Origin of the sequence: Streptomyces sp. BBFR2 (assembly GCF_044497305.1) — a bacterium.
GTDB lineage: Bacteria > Actinomycetota > Actinomycetes > Streptomycetales > Streptomycetaceae > Streptomyces.
Genome location: NZ_CP172415.1, coordinates 72,056 through 88,982, shown reverse-complemented (window position 1 = coordinate 88,982; position 16,927 = coordinate 72,056). Strand labels below are relative to the sequence as shown.

The following is a 16,927-nucleotide window of genomic DNA, read 5'->3' as shown; positions in this document are numbered from 1 at the left end:
GTCCGGGCCCCTCGGCCGTCTCACTCCAGGGCCCAGGCGACATCCCTGAGCAGGGCCTGCCGCCAGCCCGCCCGGTCGTGGCCGGACGCCGACCGCGACGTCCGCACGGTCGCACCGGCCCCGGCGACCAGGGACTCGACGCGTTCGCAGTGCGGCCGCATCCGCGTCTCGTGCTCCCCCAGATCGAACGCGATCCGCAGCCCGGGCGGGGCGGGACGCTTGGCCAGCCGCGCGGCGAGAGCGCCGCCGACCGGACCGCCGAGCGGGTCCTGGGCCTCCCCGGACCGCGGTGTCCACCAGAAGGAGCCCGACTGGCAGGCGACACGGGAGACCAGCCCGGGGAACTCCACCGCCGCGTACAGCGCGCTCAGCCCGCCCAGACTCTGACCGGCGACCACCAGCCGGTCCGGGTCGGCCGGGACCCCGCTCTCCGCCACCAGCGGCAGCAGTTCGTCCCGTACCGCCTCCCACAGCTCGGGCCGGCAGCCGAACTCCGCCGCCCGGTCCTTGGCGGGCAGGAAGACCAGCGTGACCGGGGGCATCTCACCGGCGGCGTGCGCCGCGTCGAACGCGGTCATGGCGGGGTGCAGATGGAGCCAGTCGTCCCCGTCGAGCAGCAGGACCACCGGCCCGCCGCCGCCCACCGGGTGGATCCGTACCGTGCGGCGGCCCCCGAGCCGTCCACCGGCCCAGCGGATCCGGGTCCGCGGCAGCGGGAGGACGTCGTCCGGGCCGAGCGCCGGCCAGTGCGGCTGGGGCGGCGCGTCCGGTGTGGCGGCGAGGGAGCGATCGCCGCCGGCGCCCGCCGGGTTCCGGGGGTCGGCGTACGAGGCGCCGTCGACGAGGAACCGGTAGGTCACGCGGAGCCGCGCGGGCATCCGCACCTCGGCGTACCAGCAGTCCGTATCGCCCCACCGGACCAGCGGCACCGGCTTCGACCAGCTCTCGAACTCGGCCACCGCCGGGGCGCCGCGCCACCGGAACAGGGCGGTCCAGCCGCCGTCGCCGTCCGGGACGTACGCGGGGGAGGGCGCCGCCCAGAACGCGTCGCTCCCGGGCGCGCCGGGGAGGCCGAAGGCGGCGAAGGGGTGGGCGGCGCCGGGGTCCGGGGTGGTCCGTGTCATGGCCGAACTCCCCGGTGGCTCGCCGGAATCCGGGGGAGGGGGCCGGCGCCGTTCCCGGCCCGCGCCCGTTCGCGTGGAGGCATCGGTGCTCCTTGTGAGGGAGGAGGGGAGAAGTTAAGCTCTATAATTAGGCGAGCCTAACCTAAGTGTTGAACTCTCCGTGTTCCGCACCGCCTTCACCACCGAACCGCCCCGCGGGCCCGCCGGGCGCGGCCCGCTCCAGGAGGAGCCACCACATGAGCACCAATCCGTTCGACGACGCCGACGGCCGTTTCCTGGTCCTGATCAACGACGAGGGCCAGCACTCCCTCTGGCCGTCCTTCGCCGAGGTGCCCGGAGGGTGGACGGTCGCCCTGGCGGAGACCGACCGCGCCGCCTGCCTGGAGTACATCGAGGCCAACTGGACGGATCTGCGCCCGCGTTCCCTCACGGCCGGCGCCTGAGCCGGAGCCGCCGCTCCGGCCGGACCGGGGCGCGGCGCGTGTCCGCTCCGGCGACGGCGGCCACGCGCCGCCCCCGGAAGCCGCCCGGAAGCCCCGCGCACCCGTGAACGGTGCGCCCCAGGAAGGAACGTCTTGACCACGGCCCCGCCGTCCCCCGCCGCCCTCGCCACACCGCCCCGGGCCCCCGCCGTCCGGCGGCGCCGCGCCCCCGGCTTCTCGGTGCGGCCGGCCCGCGAGGACGACGGACGGGCGCTCGCCGCCCTCTCCCGGCCGTTCGCCCGCACCGGCGCGCTCCGCGAACGCCCGCTCTCGCACTACCTGTCCCGGGCCGCGGACTTCCACGTCGCCGAGGCCCCCGACGGAACCCTCGAAGGCTGCCTCGGGCTGCGCGAATACCCCGGCGCCGGTGTGCTGTACAACTTCTGCGTCGCCGGTCACCGGCAGGGATCGGGCATGGGCGGCCGGCTGCTGCACGCGGCGTTCGCCCGTGCCCGCGGCAGCTCGCTGGCGACGCTGTTCACCGCGACGACCGGAAGCGGCCGGCTCTTCCTCCGCCACGGCTTCGCCCCCGCCGACCCGGACCTGGCGCCGCCCGACTGGGCGCGGTCCCTGGACCCGCGCCGCGACGCCCGCGTCCTGGCCCGCGCCCTGTAACGACCACGAAGGGGCGGGCCCGCGACGGGCCCGCCCCATTTCCGTACGACCGCTCGGCGTCAGACGCCCTCGCCCGACGCCGCGTCGAGGAGTGCCGGCACCGCCGCCACCAAGGCGTCGGCCCGCTCCCGCGGCAGGGTGAGCGCGGGGGCCAGCCGGATGACATCCGCACCCGCGGCGTTCACCAGGAACCCGGCGTCCTGCGCCAGCCGACCGACCCGCGCGGCGACCGGCGCCGTCAGGACGACGCCCACCAGCAGCCCCGCGCCCCGCACCTCGCGGACCAGGGGATGCCGCAGCGCCGCGATGCCGCCGCGCAGCCGCTCGCCGACCCGCGCGGCACGGGCGAGGAGCCCGTCCCGCTCGATGGTGTCCAGGACGGCCAGACCGGCCGCGCACGCGATCGGGTTGCCGCCGAACGTCGAGCCGTGCTGACCGGGCGTCAGCAGCCGGGCGGCGTCGCCGAAGGCGACCGTGGCGCCGATCGGCAGCCCGCCGCCCAGCCCCTTGGCGAGGGTGACCACATCGGGATCCGCGCCCGGCTCCGCCTGGTGCGCGAACCAGTGGCCGGTACGGCCGATCCCGGTCTGCACCTCGTCCAGGACCAGCAGGCTCCCGGCGGCCCGGGTGATCTCCCGGGCGGCACGCAGATAGCCCGCGGGCGCGGGGACGACGCCCGCCTCGCCCTGGAGCGGTTCGAGGACGACCGCCGCGGTCCGCCCGGTGACCGCCGCCCGCAGGGCGGCCGTATCGCCGTACGGCACATGCGTCACGTCCGCGGGCAGCGGCAGGAACGGATCGCGCTTGGCCGGCTGCCCGGTGAGGGCCAGCGCCCCCATGGTGCGGCCGTGGAACCCGCCCTCGGCCGCGACGAGATGCGGCCGTCCGGTCCGGCGGGCGATCTTGAAGGCGGCCTCGACCGCCTCGGCGCCCGAGTTCGCGAAGAACACCCGCCCCGCCCTGCCCGCCAGCGCCAGCAGCCGTTCCGCGAGCGCGACGGGCGGCTCCGCGACGAACAGGTTCGACACATGGCCGAGCCGCGCGGCCTGCGCCCGTACCGCCTCGACCAGCGCCGGATGGGCGTGCCCGAGGGCGTTGACGGCGATGCCGCCGGTGAAGTCCGTGTAGGCGCGGCCGTCCTCGTCCCACACCGTGCTGCCCTCGCCCCTGACCAGGGCCAGCGGGGGAGTGCCGTACGTGTCCATCACCGCCGCGCGCCAGCGGTCGGTGAGCGGGGCCGCGTTGCCGGCGGTCACGCGCCGTCCTCCTCGTCACCGGGCCCACCGGACCCGGTGTCCGGCACCACCGTGGTGCCGGGGCCGTCCTCGGTGAACACGCCCCGCAGCAGCGCGTGCGCCACCCGGCCGTCGACGACCCGCGCCCGGCCGACGCCGCCGCGCACGGCCCGCAGACACCCCTCCATCTTGGGGAGCATGCCGCTCGCCAGCCCCGGCAGCAGCGTGTCCAACTCCGCGGCGGTCAGCCGGCCGATCACCTCGGTGCTGTGCGGCCAGTCGGCGTACAGACCCGCGACGTCGGTCATGACCACGAGCCGGTCCGCGCCGAGCGCCGTGGCCAGCGCCGACGCCGCGAGATCGGCGTTGACGTTGTACACCTGCCCGTCCGCGCCGCGCGCGACGGGCGAGACGACGGGGATCCGGCCCTGCTCCAGCAGCGCGTCGAGGAGGCCGGTGTCCACGGCCACCACCTCGCCGACCTGGCCGAGGTCCACCGGGCGGCCGTCCACCCACGCCGGGCGCCGCACGGCCGTCATGGTGTGCGCGTCCTCGCCCGACAGGCCCACCGCGAACGGCCCGTGGGCGTTGACCGCCCCGACGAGCTGCCGCTGCACCTGGCCGGTGAGCACCATCCGGACGACGTCCATCGTCTCCGGTGTGGTCACCCGCAGCCCGGCCTCGAAGCGCGTCTCCAGCCCGAGCCGGTCGAGCAGCGCGCTGATCTGCGGCCCGCCGCCGTGCACCACGACGGGCCGCAGCCCCGCCTGCCGCAGCTCCACCACGTCCTGGGCGAACGTCCGGTGCAGCGCCGGGTCCACCATGGCGTTGCCGCCGAACTTGACGACGACCGTCCGGCCTTGAAGCTCCTCGCGCCACGGCAGGCCGGCCGTCTCCGGTATCGCGACCGGTGTCTGTACCGGTGTCATCCCCACTCCGCTCATGAGCTGTACGCGCTGTTCTCGTGGACGTACGCGGCCGTCAGATCATTGGTCCACACGGTGGCCGCGGCGTCACCGGCACGCAGATCCACGGTGACGACGATCCGGCGGCCGGACAGATCGGCCGCCTCCCGGGGCTCGCCCTCGGCGCCGTTCCGGCAGAGCCAGACGCCGTTGACCGCCACGTTCAGCCGGTCCGGGTCGAAGACGGCGGAGGTGGTGCCGACCGCGGACAGCACCCGGCCCCAGTTCGGGTCCTCACCGTGCAGGGCGCACTTGAGGAGGTTGCTGCGGGCGACGGCGCGGCCCACCTCGACGGCGTCCGGCTCCGACGCCGCGCCGACGACCGCCACCGCGATCTCCTTGGTGGCGCCCTCGGCATCGCCGATGAGCTGCCGGGCCAGATCCGCGCAGACGGTCCGTACGGCGGCGGCGAGATCGGCGGCGGCAGGTGTGATGCCGGAGGCGCCCGAGGCGAGCAGCAGCACGGTGTCGTTGGTGGACATACAGCCGTCCGAGTCCACCCGGTCGAAGGTGGTCGCCACCGCGTCGCGCAGGGCCGCGTCGAGGACGTCCGCACCGGCGTCGGCATCGGTGGTCAGGACGGCGAGCATGGTGGCGAGGCCCGGGGCGAGCATGCCCGCGCCCTTCGCCATTCCGCCGACCGTCCAGCCGTCGCCGGTGGCCACCGCCGTCTTGTGGACCGAGTCCGTCGTCCGGATCGCGACGGCCGCGTCCTCGCCGCCCTCGGCCGAGAGCCCTTCAGCCGCGGCGGATATCCCGGCCGTCACCCGGTCCATCGGCAGCCGCACCCCGATCAGGCCGGTGGAGCACACCGCGACCTCGTCGGCTCCGGCACCCACCGCCAGCGCCGTACGGTCGGCCATCGTCCGCGCGTCGTCGGCGCCGCCGGGGCCCGTGCAGGCGTTCGCGCCGCCGGAGTTGAGGACGACGGCGGAGAGCCGTCCGCCGGTGAGGACGGAGCGGGACCAGCGCACGGGCGCGGCCTGCACCCGGTTGGAGGTGAAGACACCGGCGGCGGCGCGCGCGGGGCCCCGGTTCACGACCAGGGCCAGGTCGAGGTCGCCGGATTCCTTGATACCGGCGGGCACTCCGGCGGCGAGGAATCCCAGCGGTGCGGTCACACTCACGGGGCCACTCCATTCGTGGGCAGGCCCAGCCGTTCCGGCAGGCCGAGGGCGATGTTCATGCTCTGCACCGCGCCACCCGCGGTGCCCTTGGTGAGGTTGTCGACGGCGCTGACACCGATGAGCCGGCGGGCGTCCGCGTCCACGGCGAGCTGCACCTGCGCGGTGTTCGAGCCGAGGACGGCGCCGGTGGCGGGCCACCGCCCGGCGGGCAGCAGCCGGACGAACGGCTCCTCGGCGAAGGCGTCGGCGTACACGGCGCGCACCGCGTCCTCCGCCGCCGGGACCCCGGGGCGCAGCCGGGCGGAGCACGTCGCGAGGATGCCCCGGGGCATGGGCGCCAGGGTCGGTGTGAAGGAGACGGTGACGTGCTCGCCGGCGACCCGGGACAGGTTCTGGACCAGCTCCGGGGTGTGCCGGTGGCCGCCCCCGACGCCGTACGGGCTCATGGAGCCCATCACCTCCGAGCCGAGGAACCGCGGCTTGACGGAGCGTCCGGCGCCGGGGGTCCCGGTGGCGGCGGTGATCACGGCCTCGGGCTCGACGAGACCCGCGGCGTACGCGGGGAACAGCGCCAGGGTGATCGCGGTGGGGTAGCAGCCGGGGACCGCGATCCGGGTGGCGCCGCGCAACTCCTCGCGCGCGCCGGGCAGTTCCGGCAGGCCGTACGGCCAGGTCCCGGCGTGGGCGGAGCCGTAGAAGCGTTCCCAGGCGGCCGAGGACCGCAGCCGGAAGTCGGCGCCGCAGTCCACCACCAGCGCGCCGGGGTCCAACTCCCCGGCGAGGGCGGCCGACTGCCCGTGGGGCAGGGCCAGGAACACCACGTCGTGGCCGCGCAGGATGGCGGCGGAGGTGTCCAGGAGGGGCCGGTCGGCCAGTTCGGGCAGGTGCGGCTGGACGGAGCCCAGCGGCCGGCCGGCGCTGCTGTGCGCGGTCACCGCGCCGATCTCCACGCCGGGATGCGAGGCCAGCAGGCGGAGCAGCTCCCCGCCGGCGTAGCCGCTGGCACCGGCCACCGCGACCCGTACGGTCATGTTCTTCCGTTCTCTCGGTGTGCGTGGGGCGGGCGGCGCGCCCGGGTGACGCCCGGTCGGGCGGCGGGTGCGCGCCACCGCTGGGGGCGGCCCACCGCAGGCCACTGCGACTTAGCTTAGCCTAACCTAAATGTGATGTTGGTGGGGTGCGGTGTACGGCACGCCGCGGGCCGGCGATGAGCAACTGCCGTGCGGCGCACGGCCGGTGAGCGCCGCCCGCGCGCTGGACCGCTTACCTCCCCGCGCCGCACCACCGGTCCGCCGGGGCCGCGGAACGCCGAAAGGCGTCCGGCCTGAGCGGAAGCCCAGGCCGGACGCCTTTCGGAAGGTGTCGCCGTGCGGTCAGCCGGCGTGCGGGAAGAGCGCGGTGAAGGAGTCGACCCCGGCCGCCAGACCACGGCTGAACGGCGCGTCGAGATCCCAGACCAGGAACAGCAAGAACGCGATCAGCGCGCTGAACAGGCCCGCCATCAGCAGCTCCTTGCCCGACCGCCGGATCTGCAGGGTGAAGATCAGACCCACGGTCACCACGGCACCGGTGATCAGCCCGAACCACACGACGGACGGCAGGGTCGAACCGGCCGCGTCGGCACGGGCGTTGCGTGCCCCGTCCGCCACCGCGACCTGATCGGTCAGCGGCTGGTAGGACTGCTCCTCGAAGCTGTCACGGGCCCGGTGATCGGTGACATCGGCGCGGACCTTCCCCAGCAGCTCGGTGCCGCGGTCGGTGATCTCGCCCCGGTCGGCCATCACCGGCCACTCCTTCCGGACCACATACGTGACGTACCGGTCGACGTCCGTACGGATCCGGTCGCGCACCGCCGGGTCGTAGACCCGCGCCCGCTCACTGATCTCGTGCAGGGCCTGTGCCTCGGTACGCACGGTGTCCTCCGCGGCACCCCGGGCCTCCCAGACCCCGGCGATCGCCAGACCCAGGACGATCGCGTAGACGACACCCACCATCATCGTCATGTACTCGATGACGTCAGGGGTTTCGGACGGGTCGTCGTCGTCGCCGATGCGGCGCTGCTTGAGCACCGTGATGGCCAGGACGACGCCGCAGGCGGCGGCCATGGCGATCGCCAGTACCAGCCATTGGGACATGGATATCTCCTACGAGGAACGGCGTCCGGCGGAACCGGACGAGGGGCGCGAGCGGGGACGGAGCGCGACCCCGGCCAGTACGGCCGGGGTGGTGATCAGCAAGGTCCGGGTCACCATCGAGCCGCCGTTGCGCGGCGCGTGCACCGCCGGCGCGTAACTGCGCGGGGGCGCCGGGGAGGCCGGAGCCGGCGAGGGCCGCCGGGGATCGGAGGCGGATGGCGCCGGACGGACCGGCGAAGGCGGTGGCGGCGGTGGTGCGGGCGGCCGGGCGGGCGCCCGGGTCGCGGGGGCCGGGCTCGGGCCGGACTCCGTCGGGCGGGGCCGCGGCGAGGGTTCGTGCGGGGGAGTGGGCGTCGGCCGTGCGCAGGGGAAGCGCCAGTCGGACGGCATCGGGAACCCGGCCGGTATCCCGGCGGGCGGCCAGGTCCCGGCGTAGGCGCAACTGTCACCGGAGGACGCGTAGGCCCCGCCGTCCCCGGCGTGCGCGGTGGCGTCGCCGGACGAGGCGTGGGCGGAATCTTCTCCGGCGGCGGCGTGTCCGCCGCCGTGCCCGGAGCCGCCCGGCGTACGGTGCACGACGCCGCCCCCGGTGGGACGCGTCTGATCAGCCGCCGCGGAAGAGGCCAGGACCGGTACCGAGACGCACCCGGTGAGCAGCAGGAAAGTGGCGAGGCCGGTTATCGGCCGGGGTAATACGTGGAGTTGGCACACGGGCAGAGTCTGTGCGACGCGCGGCCGCTCCAGCCGCGATGATCAACGAGTTCCCTCAATGGTGGGAAAAGCGGATGGTGCACACGTCCGATCAGGGTACGTACGTGGGAACAGACGGGCCCCGCAGCAGGCCAGGGCCCCGCCCGGTACGCCGTTGTCCGCCGTGTGACGGGAGGAACCCACCGAGGAAACAGGGGCGCCGGCCGATCCGGCGGTGGGGCCGGGACGTGGGGAAGCGTACGGAGCCGCGGTCCTGACGACCGGTCCCGAGGGGGCGCCCGCCACCGGAAGCGACGCGCCGTCAGGGCCGGGCGCGGCCCGCATTCCCGGCCCGGGCGGCGACGTCCACGCGGTTGGCGACGCGGACCGACGCGCCCGCCCGCCGGTGGCCGCGCCACCGCTGACCCGGCGCCACGGGCACGAGAACGGCCACGACCGCCGGGAGCGTCACCGGCCCCCGCCGTCGGCGTGGCCACCACGCCGACGACCGCCGCGATCGCCGTGACCGCCGCGATCGCCGCGGCAACCGCGACGGCCGCTCCGGCCGGAGAGTTCGGGCCGCGCCCGAACCGCGCGTCACCGGTCGTGGCCGGGACCGTACAAGAGCCCTGCCGGGGCGTCCCTCCGCCGAAAGGCGGCTCCGTTTTGGTGTATCCCTCCAAGGACGGATACCCGCGAAGGGCCGCCGCCGTGGAGCGTGGACCCGCGACGTCCGCACCAGATCGAGGAGAGCGCCGTGGTCCTGACCGGCACCGTGTCACCGCCCCGTCCCGGGCCGCTGGTCCGCTCGCTCCGGAACCGGCCGCTGCTCGGCTTCTTCGCGCTGGCCTACGTCCCGGCCTGGACCTATGAGCTGGTCGGCATCCTCGTCCTGCGGCTCCCGCTGGTGCCGTGGATGTTCCCCGCGCCGTTCCTCGGTCCCTTCCTGGCGGCCTTCGTGGTGACCGCGGCCACCGGTGGCCGCACCGGCGTACGGGCGCTCCTGCGCGACCTGGCCCGTTGGCGCGCCGGAATCCGCTGGTACCTGCTGGTCCTGGCCGGCGTCCCGGCCCTGCTGATGCTCTGTGTGCTGCCGCTGCCCGGCGCGGCGGCGGCGTTCCACCCCACGCCCGGGCTGCTGGGCGGGTACGCCGCCGGGTTCGCCGCCGTGCTGCTGGCGGGCGGGCCGCTCGGGGAGGAGCCGGGATGGCGCTGCTTCGCCACACCGCGCCTCCAGGCCCGCTACGGTCCGGCGCTCGGCACCTTCGTACTGGGCCTGCTGTGGGGCCTGTGGCATCTGCCGCTCTTCCTGATCCGGGGCTACCACCACGCCGGGTCCCACCCGACCGGGCTCCTCGTCCCGTACCTGGTCTTCCTCGGCTTCACGGCCGCCGTCTCGTACCTGTTCACCTGGATCCACAACAACACGGCCGGCAGCGGCCCCGTCGCCGTCCTGCTCCACACCGTCCTCAACGCCTCCCTCCTGCCGGTGCTCTTCCCCGGCGTCGCCGACTCCCTCCGGTACGGACTCGTGCAGGACGCCGTCTTCGCGCTCCTGGCCGCCGTCCTCCTCCTGACGACCCGAGGACGGCTGGGGCACCGGGGCCCGCTCACCGGAACGTGAGCTTCACCGGCGCCCGTACGCGGGAGCGGGACCGTTCAGTCCTCGCAGCCGTCGATGTCGTCGTCGCACCCGTCCACATCGCCGGGGGCGATCGCGCTGAGACGCCATGCGAGGAGCCCCGTGCCGTGCTGGTCGGGGGCGACGCGCGCCGTGAAGGGCTTGCCCGCCGGGAGGTTGAAGTGGTCCGCCTCGCGGTCCTGGCACTCCACCCCGTAGGGCTGCTCCTCCTCGCCCCGGGACAGTGTCAGGGTCAGCTCCCCGGCCCCGTCCGTGTCACAGGTGATCTCGAACCGGTACGGCCGCCCGGCGTTCGCGGGGAAGGACTTGTCCAGCCCCGAGCCGATGTACGCGGTGCCCGAGTCGGCGACTTCCGCTTCCGTACCGTCGTCGGCGGCGGCGTCCAGCGCACGCTGTGCGCGCCGCAACGCGTCGTCCGGCTCCCAGGCGCGGGCGCCCCCGGCGGACGCGGACGGCTCCGACGCGGGTCCGGAGCTTTCCCGCGGCCCGCTCCCGCTCCCACCGCCGTCGGTCCGTCCGTCCGCGCAGCCGGACAGCAGGACGGCCAGGGCGGTCAGGACGGCGGCGGACAGCGGACGGGTGTGAGGCAGGCGCATAGGACGATTCTCCCCGGACGGCGTGGTCCGTCGGACCGTCAGGGGGCCGGCGGGGGCACCGTTCCACCAGGTCAGCCGTCCTGTACCGCCGGCACCGCGCTCGCGGGGGCTGCCGCGAAGGCCGTGATGAGGAAAGCGTCAGCGGCTTCGGAGCGGGCGCTCCCCGGCGCCGCCGCGGGGGCTCACGGACCGTCCTGGCCGGCGGCGAACGCCTGGACCAGTTTGTGCAGGCGGTAGTGGCCGGGGGTCGGCTCCTGGAGGAGGTTGGCGTCGGCGAGGCTCTCCAGCAGGGGTTCGGCCTCCCGGGGGGTGGTCCCGGCGAGCAGGGTGGCGGCCTTGATATCGATGTCAGGTTCCGGGCGCAGGGCGAGGAGATGCAGCATGCGCCGCTGCGGTACGGACAGCCGCAGATACGAGAGCCGGAGGGAGCGGGCGACGCCGTAGGCACCGGCGGAATGGCCCGAGGAGAGACGTTCCGCCAAGTGGCTCAGATTCCAGCCGGGGCGGGCCCGCAGCCGGGCGCCGGCGAGTTTGAGGGCCAGCGGCAGCCGCCCGCAGTGCTCGACGACCGACTCGACGAGCTGGACCGGCTCGGCCTCGATACGGCGCGCCCCGACGACCGCCGCGAACAACTGGGACGCCTCGGCCTGGGGCAGGACGTCCAGGGTGATCAGCCGCGCGTGGTCCAGACGGGCCAGCCTGCGGCGGCTGGTGACGATCACCCGGCAGCCGGGCGCGGTCGGCAGCAGTGACTGGATCTGCGCCTCGTCCTCGGCGTCGTCCAGCACCAGCAACATCCGCCGGTCCCACGTCAGACTGCGGACCAGCGCCGCCCGCGCGCTCTCGTTCGGCGGCACCTCGGCACCGGACACACCCAGCGAACGCAGCACGAGTTTGAGTACGGCGGTCGGCTGGACGGGCCGCTTGGGCTGCGCGAAACCCTGCAGATCGACGAAGAGCTGGCCGTCCGGGAAGTGCGGAGCCAGTTGATGGGCGAGATGCACGGCGAAGGCGGTCTTGCCCACGCCCGCCATGCCGTCCACCACGTGGACCGGCGCTCCGGTGATCCGCCGTTCCTCGGCGGTCAGCAGCTCGTGCAGCCGGCTCAGTTGACCGAAGCGCCCGACGAAGTTGCAGATGTCCGCGGGCAGTTCATGAGGTACGGCACCGGTGGCCGGCCGGGCGGACACCGCCGGGGCGGCGCGGGCGGGCAGGTCCAGCGCCGGATCGTTGGTGAGGATCTGCTGGTGCAACTGGCCCAGTTCCGCGCCGACGGCGATACCGAGTTCGTTCCGCAGCCGCTCGCCGACCTGGCGGAACGCGTCGAGCGCCTCGGCCTGGCGGCCCTGGCGGTAGAGCGCCAGCATGAGCTGCGCCCAGAAACGTTCCCGCCACGGTGAGGTCCGCACCACGTCGTGGAGTTCGGCGACGACCTCACGGTGCGCCCCGCGTTCCAGATCGAGGTCGATGCGCTGCTCCAGCGCGCTGTCGCGCTGCTCGGTGAGCCCCGGGACGAAATCGCGGTGCAGGGAATCGGAGGGGACGTTCGACAGGGCGGGGCCGTTCCACAGATCCAGCGCCTCACGCAGCAGCGCGCTCCGGCGCGCCTGCTCGCCGTCGGCGCCCGCGCGCTGGGCCGCCGTCAGGGTGGAGCGGAAACGCAGCAGGTCGAGTCGGGAGTCGTCGGCGGTCACGAGATAGCCGCCGGACACGGTCCGGATCAGCTCCAGCCGCTCGTCGGAGGTCTGACGCAGTACCCGGCGCAATCTCATGACATAGGAACGCAGCGTGATGTGGGCGCCTGTGGGCGGACTTTCCCCCCACAGGTGCGTGACCAGTTCATCCGCCGAAACCATGCGATTGGCCTGGAGCAGCAGTGAGGCCAGGATTATCCGTAACTTCGAGGCCGGCACGGGTACTTCCTGCCCTCTGTGCAGCACGCGCAGCGGACCGAGCAAAAGGAATTCAAAACCTTCCCCCTGCGTCACCATTCGCGTCTCCCGTCGACGACTCTCCGTGATCGCGATGATCGAGTTCCGTGCTGGCGAGAACTCGCGCCACCGCCCCGCAACGCAGATGCCACAAGCACCTGCCAGTCTTTATACATCCGGTGATCGCCAAGCGGTACAAGTCGATTAGTGGCCGTACCTCGTACGGCAACGATTTGGCCGGGAATCGCCGTGCAGACCTTCCGTAACGTGCTGCACGAAACCGAAGGGTTGAGATCATGTACGACTCGTTCGCGCTGGTCGAGGAAATATCCGGCTGGCTGTCGAAGCCTGCCGACGAGGTGGACCGCGCATTCGCGGGGAAGAAGCGTGACCGAATCCTGGCAGCGGTCACGGAACTCAACGAAAGAGCATTGTCGGGAGAGGCGGAGAGCTTTTATCATCAGCAGCTTCTGTTGTCCCGTATGCACCACCTGATCCTGCGTATCCCCGAAGCGCCGACCGCGGAGGGATCAATCGCGGTGCATGAGGTGACGCGCTCGCTGGAGCAGGCGACGCTGCGTGGCGAGGACCGTCAGCTCGATGCCGCGATGCTGGACGACATGCCCGCGGAATCCGGCCAGTTCCTTTCCTGGCTCAAGCGGCAGGCACGGAGTCACCGGGTTTTCAAGCACCCGTACTACATGGATTTCATCCGGCATCACGCGACCGCGGCGGATGTGCGCACGTACATGATCCAGGAGTCCGTGGTCGACGGCCGGTTCGACGATCTGCTGGCATTGATGCAGGTGGGAACCGCCGGACCCGCGAAATTGGAGATCGCGGAAAACTTCTGGGACGAGATGGGGAACGGAAAGCCCGCCGAGGTTCACACCCATCTCTTCAACAAGATATTCGACGTGTTCGACGTCTCCGAGCAGGAACTGGAGGAGTCGCTGACCGCCACCGCGCTCCTCAGCGGAAATCTCGCGGTACTCCTCAGCCGGTACCGCCACCGGTATCCGGAGGCCGTCGGATTCCTGGGGATGACCGAATGGCTGGTGCCGGACCGTTTCGTGCAGGTGGTGGGCGCCTGGGAGCGCCTCGGCCTGCCGGACGTGGGAATCGTCTACCACCGTCTGCACATCACCGTCGACTCCCAGCACGCGGCGGGCTGGTTCCACAACATCGTGAAGCCGTCCGCGCCGTCGGAGTACATGCGGCGGGGTATGGCCCGCGGTGCGCTGTGGCGGCTCAACTCCTCGGCCCGCTATCTCGACGAGCGGCTGGCCGAGGTCTCCGGGCGGATGTCCGGTGACACGGCGGGGGAGAACGGCGTCCGGGACGCCGTACCGCTGGGCAGCGGGTGACGCGCCACCGTACCCGGACCGCCCGGCGGAAAAGACCGGCAAGGAAAGCCCCGGAAAGATCTCGCGGAACACGCCTTACGGTAAGGAGTCGGCCCCGATGCCACTGACCGCTCAGCGTTTCTCCCTCATCGACATCCCGGCGGTCCAGCAGGATCTCCTGGACAGCTACGACAACTGCCCGGTCGACGAATACATGGGCAACGGCACCCGGTACAAGCGGTTCTCCCAGTACCGCATGAGCCATACGGAGAGCGCCGGTTGGTCCTTCGAACTCCTGCCGCACCGGGACTACACCGCGTACAAGAAGTTCAACAAGGTCGGCGGCGGTATCCGCCGGGAATATCTGCCGATCGAGGCGGATTTCACGCCGATCATCCGGGCCGGTGCCGAAGGGTTCCCGCTGGACACCGCGGACGACTGGCAGATCAATGTGCACCAGAACCGCACCCGGGCGACCGGCGCGAAGCCCGGCCCGCTGACCCCGGAGGGCGTCCACCACGACGGGCACGAATTCGTGATGATCGCCGTCCTGCGGCGCAACAACGTCGCCGGCGGTCTGACCCGGCTCTGGCAGCCCGGCGCAGCGGAGCCGTTCTGGGACGGGACCCTGGAAGCCGGACAGGCCGTGCTGCTGGACGACCGCGCGATCGCCCACGACGTCACCGACGTGCTCTCCGCCGACGGCGGTCCCGGGCACCGTGACATCGTCATCGTCGCCTTCTCCCGCTGGAGCGAGAAGTGGTACGGCGACGAGCACGACGAATCGGCCCTGGAGGACGGGCCGGAGCCGTCGGCGAACTAGTCACGCCGTCCGGAGGAAGAACCGCTCGGGGCCGCACACCGAACGCCGGTGTACGGCCCCGAGCGCGGGACGGCACCCGGCCGGGCACGGCCACGGTTCCCGGATACCAACAGCGACGAGCGGAAGCGGGTGGCACATGCACGACTTCGTGAAGTACCAGGCCCTGGGCAACGACTATCTGGTCGTCGATCCGCCGCGGACCGGCCTGCCCGGTCCGCCCGTCACGCCGGAGGCCGTGCGGCTGCTGTGCGACCGCCACTTCGGCGTCGGCGCCGACGGGGTGCTGCTGGGGCCGGCCGGTCCGGTGCGGGCCGGTGAGCCGGTCGCCCTGCGCACCTTCAACTCCGACGGCAGCGCCTGCGGCAAGAGCGCCAACGGCCTGCGGATCTTCGCCCTGTACTTATCCCAATACCACGGAGGGGGACGGGACTTCGTCCTGCGCACGCGCGTCGGGGACACCGCGGTGCGGATCGACGACCCCGACGCGGGCCTCGTCCGGGTGGACATGGGCCGGCCCACCTTCGAGGCCGCGGACATCCCCGCCCCGGGCCTGGCCGGACCGGTCCTCGACCGGCCGCTGGACGTCGCCGGGCGGCGGCTGCGGGTGAGCTGTCTGAACAACGGCAACCCGCACACCGTCGTCCCGCTCCCGGAGGTGTCCGCCGCGCTGGCACAGGAACTGGGACCGCGGATCGCGGGCCATCCGGCCTTCCCCGAGCGCACCAACGTGCACTTCCTGCACGTGCTCGGCCGCGACGAGGTCCGCATCGAGATCTGGGAACGCGGGGCCGGCTACACCATGGCCTCGGGCGCCGGCGCCTGCGCCGCGGCGAGCGCGGCCCACGCCCTGGGCCTGGTGGACCGCACGGTACGGGTCCACATGCCCGGCGGCGCCGTCGAGACGGCCATCGACCCGCACGGCGCGGTCACCCTGGCCGGCGCCGTGGAGCAGGTCGCCGCCGGGACCCTGGCGCCGCGGTTCCGCGCCCGCCTCGGACTGCCGCCCACCTCGGACGAGACCCCCCCGGAGACCGGCCTCCGCGACCGCGCAGGGGGCCGCCGTATGACGCCCCCCGCCGCCACCGCGGCCGAGGCGCCCTACTCCATCGCCCGCTGGACGTTCGTCGACTCCGCGGGCCGCTACGACATCGATCTCGGCAACAGCTACGTCCCGAGCCGCAGCCTCTCCGACCTGACCGTGCCCACCGCTCTCACACTCGGCTACGGCAGCGACCGCGGCACCGTGGAACTGCGCGAACGGATCGCCGGACTGTACGGCGGGCGGCCCGAGTCGGTCACCGTCACCCACGGCGCGCAGGAGGCGCTGTTCCTGCTGTTCGACGTGTTGCTGCGCCCCGGCGACCAGGTGATCGCGTTCAACCCCGGCTGGCAGCCGCTCCTGGACCTGCCCGGCCGGCTCGGCGCGCGCGTCACCGTCCTGCCGTACGGACCGGACCTCGCCGTCGACGCCGCCGCCGTGACCGCGGCCGCCGGCGACAACCTGCGGCTGATCGCGCTGAACTCACCCTGCAACCCCACCGGCCGCCGGATCCCCGCGCCGGAACTGCGCGCGCTGGCCGCACTGGCCACGGAGCGGGACGCCTACCTGCTGGTCGACGAGGAGTACGAGATCGACCTGGCGCGCTCCGCGGCCGTCGGCCAGGACCGGGTGGTCTCGGTCTCCGGACTGTCCAAGACCTACGGCCTGGCGGGGCTGCGGACCGGCTGGGTGTACGGCGCGCCGGAGGTCGCGGCGGCGTGCGCGGAACGGAAGTTCCTCACCTCGATAGCCAACTCCGTGCTCTGCGAGACCCTGGCCTGCTCGGCGCTGGACCGGCACGAGGAGTACGTACGGGAGTACCACCGGCTGTGCACCCCGGGCCGGCGGCTCGTCGAGGAATGGGCGGCCCGCCACCCCGAGGCCGTGCGGCTCGTACCGCCGGAGGGCGCGCCGTTCGCCTGGGTGCGGCTGCGGACGGGCGAGCCGTCCCTGGCGCTGTGCCGCCGGGCGCTGGAGGCCGGCGTCCTTTTGACCCCGGGGGAGACCATGGGCTCCGGCGAGGGCTTCCGGCTGGGCTTCGCCCGCGACACCGGCACGGTGGCCGAGGGCCTGCGGCGGCTGGACACCGTCCTGCTGCCGGACGGTCCGGCGGCCGCCCCGCCGGACCGGGCCGCCCCGTCCGGCAGTTGAGAGAAGTCCGGGCGGGACGCCTTCG

The 16,927-nt window shown here is 73.5% G+C and carries 15 protein-coding genes; 7 read left to right on the top strand and 8 right to left on the bottom strand.

Annotated features, from left to right (window positions below):
- Positions 1–20: 20 nt before the first annotated feature.
- Complete coding sequence (locus ACGH2B_RS00405) at positions 21–1,124, bottom strand: alpha/beta hydrolase-fold protein (protein ID WP_399082157.1); 1,104 nt, start codon at positions 1,122–1,124, stop codon at positions 21–23.
- 236 nt (positions 1,125–1,360) lie between these two features.
- Between ACGH2B_RS00405 and ACGH2B_RS00400 the strand changes: the two genes are divergently transcribed.
- Entirely contained in the window at positions 1,361–1,567 is a 207-nt protein-coding gene (locus ACGH2B_RS00400) for an MbtH family protein (protein WP_399082154.1), read from the top strand.
- 132 nt (positions 1,568–1,699) lie between these two features.
- Positions 1,700–2,221, top strand: coding sequence for a GNAT family N-acetyltransferase (locus tag ACGH2B_RS00395; RefSeq protein WP_399082151.1), 522 nt, complete (start codon positions 1,700–1,702; stop codon positions 2,219–2,221).
- 59 nt (positions 2,222–2,280) lie between these two features.
- Here ACGH2B_RS00395 and ACGH2B_RS00390 read toward each other — a convergent pair whose 3' ends face one another.
- The 5 genes from ACGH2B_RS00390 to ACGH2B_RS00370 form a co-directional block, all read right to left on the bottom strand.
- Entirely contained in the window at positions 2,281–3,426 is a 1,146-nt protein-coding gene (locus ACGH2B_RS00390) for an acetylornithine transaminase (protein WP_399096594.1), read from the bottom strand.
- A gap of 47 nt (positions 3,427–3,473) precedes the next feature.
- Positions 3,474–4,385, bottom strand: coding sequence for an acetylglutamate kinase (argB, locus tag ACGH2B_RS00385; RefSeq protein ID WP_399082148.1), 912 nt, complete (start codon positions 4,383–4,385; stop codon positions 3,474–3,476).
- A gap of 11 nt (positions 4,386–4,396) precedes the next feature.
- On the bottom strand, positions 4,397–5,548 hold the full coding sequence (gene argJ, locus ACGH2B_RS00380; protein WP_399082145.1) for a bifunctional glutamate N-acetyltransferase/amino-acid acetyltransferase ArgJ: 1,152 nt from the start codon (positions 5,546–5,548) through the stop codon (positions 4,397–4,399).
- Positions 5,545–6,579 (bottom strand): N-acetyl-gamma-glutamyl-phosphate reductase, encoded by a 1,035-nt coding sequence (argC, locus tag ACGH2B_RS00375; RefSeq protein ID WP_399082142.1) that lies wholly within the window; start codon positions 6,577–6,579, stop codon positions 5,545–5,547. Before argC ends, argJ begins: the two co-directional genes overlap by 4 nt.
- Positions 6,580–6,921: 342 nt before the next feature.
- The gene (locus tag ACGH2B_RS00370) at positions 6,922–7,683 is read right to left on the bottom strand and encodes a hypothetical protein (protein ID WP_399082139.1); all 762 of its coding nucleotides are present in this window, start codon (positions 7,681–7,683) and stop codon (positions 6,922–6,924) included.
- Here ACGH2B_RS00370 and ACGH2B_RS00365 point away from each other — a divergent pair.
- Both ACGH2B_RS00365 and ACGH2B_RS00360 read left to right on the top strand, forming a co-directional pair.
- Entirely contained in the window at positions 7,682–7,840 is a 159-nt protein-coding gene (locus ACGH2B_RS00365; RefSeq protein WP_399082136.1) for a hypothetical protein, read from the top strand. The two genes, ACGH2B_RS00370 and ACGH2B_RS00365, sit on opposite strands and share 2 nt — an antisense overlap.
- Positions 7,841–9,091: 1,251 nt before the next feature.
- Positions 9,092–9,997, top strand: coding sequence for a type II CAAX prenyl endopeptidase Rce1 family protein (locus ACGH2B_RS00360; RefSeq protein ID WP_399082133.1), 906 nt, complete (start codon positions 9,092–9,094; stop codon positions 9,995–9,997).
- Positions 9,998–10,032: 35 nt separating this feature from the next.
- Here ACGH2B_RS00360 and ACGH2B_RS00355 read toward each other — a convergent pair whose 3' ends face one another.
- Positions 10,033–10,611: a hypothetical protein gene (locus ACGH2B_RS00355; RefSeq protein ID WP_399082130.1), complete on the bottom strand. Its 579-nt coding sequence runs from the start codon at positions 10,609–10,611 to the stop codon at positions 10,033–10,035.
- A gap of 182 nt (positions 10,612–10,793) precedes the next feature.
- Positions 10,794–12,602 carry a BTAD domain-containing putative transcriptional regulator gene (locus tag ACGH2B_RS00350; RefSeq protein WP_399082127.1) on the bottom strand — a complete coding sequence of 603 codons (1,809 nt, stop codon included), beginning with the start codon at positions 12,600–12,602 and terminating at the stop codon, positions 10,794–10,796.
- Between the two features lie 236 nt (positions 12,603–12,838).
- On the opposite strand from ACGH2B_RS00350, the gene ACGH2B_RS00345 reads away from it, so the two are divergent.
- The 3 genes from ACGH2B_RS00345 (at position 12,839) to dapF (ending at position 16,902) form a co-directional block, all read left to right on the top strand.
- Complete coding sequence (locus tag ACGH2B_RS00345; protein WP_399082124.1) at positions 12,839–13,909, top strand: iron-containing redox enzyme family protein; 1,071 nt, start codon at positions 12,839–12,841, stop codon at positions 13,907–13,909.
- 97 nt (positions 13,910–14,006) lie between these two features.
- On the top strand, positions 14,007–14,711 hold the full coding sequence (locus tag ACGH2B_RS00340; protein ID WP_399082121.1) for a 2OG-Fe dioxygenase family protein: 705 nt from the start codon (positions 14,007–14,009) through the stop codon (positions 14,709–14,711).
- A 136-nt stretch (positions 14,712–14,847) separates the two neighbouring features.
- Positions 14,848–16,902: a diaminopimelate epimerase gene (dapF, locus tag ACGH2B_RS00335; RefSeq protein ID WP_399082118.1), complete on the top strand. Its 2,055-nt coding sequence runs from the start codon at positions 14,848–14,850 to the stop codon at positions 16,900–16,902.
- Positions 16,903–16,927: the final 25 nt, after the last annotated feature.

Bases quoted from the DNA above. Each gene is read 5' to 3' on its own strand.
- ACGH2B_RS00405 (WP_399082157.1), bottom strand. From the start codon at position 1,124: ATGACACGGACCACCCCGGACCCCGGCGCCGCCCACCCCTTCGCCGCC.
- ACGH2B_RS00400 (WP_399082154.1), top strand. From the start codon at position 1,361: ATGAGCACCAATCCGTTCGACGACGCCGACGGCCGTTTCCTGGTCCTG.
- ACGH2B_RS00390 (WP_399096594.1), bottom strand. From the start codon at position 3,426: ATGGACACGTACGGCACTCCCCCGCTGGCCCTGGTCAGGGGCGAGGGC.
- argB (WP_399082148.1), bottom strand. From the start codon at position 4,385: ATGACACCGGTACAGACACCGGTCGCGATACCGGAGACGGCCGGCCTG.
- argC (WP_399082142.1), bottom strand. From the start codon at position 6,579: ATGACCGTACGGGTCGCGGTGGCCGGTGCCAGCGGCTACGCCGGCGGG.
- ACGH2B_RS00365 (WP_399082136.1), top strand. From the start codon at position 7,682: ATGGATATCTCCTACGAGGAACGGCGTCCGGCGGAACCGGACGAGGGG.
- ACGH2B_RS00370 (WP_399082139.1), bottom strand. From the start codon at position 7,683: ATGTCCCAATGGCTGGTACTGGCGATCGCCATGGCCGCCGCCTGCGGC.
- ACGH2B_RS00355 (WP_399082130.1), bottom strand. From the start codon at position 10,611: ATGCGCCTGCCTCACACCCGTCCGCTGTCCGCCGCCGTCCTGACCGCC.
- ACGH2B_RS00350 (WP_399082127.1), bottom strand. From the start codon at position 12,602: ATGGTGACGCAGGGGGAAGGTTTTGAATTCCTTTTGCTCGGTCCGCTG.
- ACGH2B_RS00345 (WP_399082124.1), top strand. From the start codon at position 12,839: ATGTACGACTCGTTCGCGCTGGTCGAGGAAATATCCGGCTGGCTGTCG.
- ACGH2B_RS00340 (WP_399082121.1), top strand. From the start codon at position 14,007: ATGCCACTGACCGCTCAGCGTTTCTCCCTCATCGACATCCCGGCGGTC.
- dapF (WP_399082118.1), top strand. From the start codon at position 14,848: ATGCACGACTTCGTGAAGTACCAGGCCCTGGGCAACGACTATCTGGTC.